The sequence below is a fragment of the Aequorivita sp. KMM 9714 genome, from assembly GCF_011065475.1.
GTDB lineage: Bacteria > Bacteroidota > Bacteroidia > Flavobacteriales > Flavobacteriaceae > Aequorivita > Aequorivita sinensis.
This window is the reverse complement of the sequence record NZ_JAAGRO010000038.1, coordinates 1-424: the sequence shown is the minus strand read 5'-3', so window position 1 is coordinate 424 and position 424 is coordinate 1. Positions and strand designations below refer to the sequence as shown.

Genomic DNA, 424 nt, shown 5'->3' with positions numbered 1-424 from the left:
TGACCCGTCCTGAAATATGTATACACTAAAACAAATGTATATGTATAAAAATGACGGATATGTAAGACGTTACAGCGAAAGCTTTAAACTCAAAGTTCTTGATGAACTCTCCAAGGGTAATCACTCTAAAAGACAAGTAGGACTGCTCTATGGCATACAGCCAAGTACCATTAATGAATGGATTAAAAAGTACAATCGTAAAGATTTAATGAACACCCGTGTACTCGTGCAAACAGATGATGAACTTACCCGAATTAAAGCCCTGCAAAAAGAGCTTAAACAGCTTAAGGAACTTCTTATTAAGAAGGATCTAGATAAGCTTATAGATGATAGTTACCTTACAGTGGCCGCTAAGAAATTAGGCTACAAAGATGCTTTAGAACTTAAAAAAAAACTAAACATCAAGCCCTAATGGAAACTATAG

1 protein-coding gene is annotated in these 424 nt (G+C 35.1%); it reads left to right on the top strand.

Annotated elements, in window-relative coordinates; all coding sequences use genetic code 11:
• Positions 1–16 precede the first annotated feature (16 nt).
• A complete protein-coding gene (locus tag G3A46_RS14075) occupies positions 17–412 on the top strand; it encodes a transposase (protein WP_241836911.1) in 396 nt (131 codons plus the stop codon).
• Positions 413–424 lie beyond the last annotated feature (12 nt).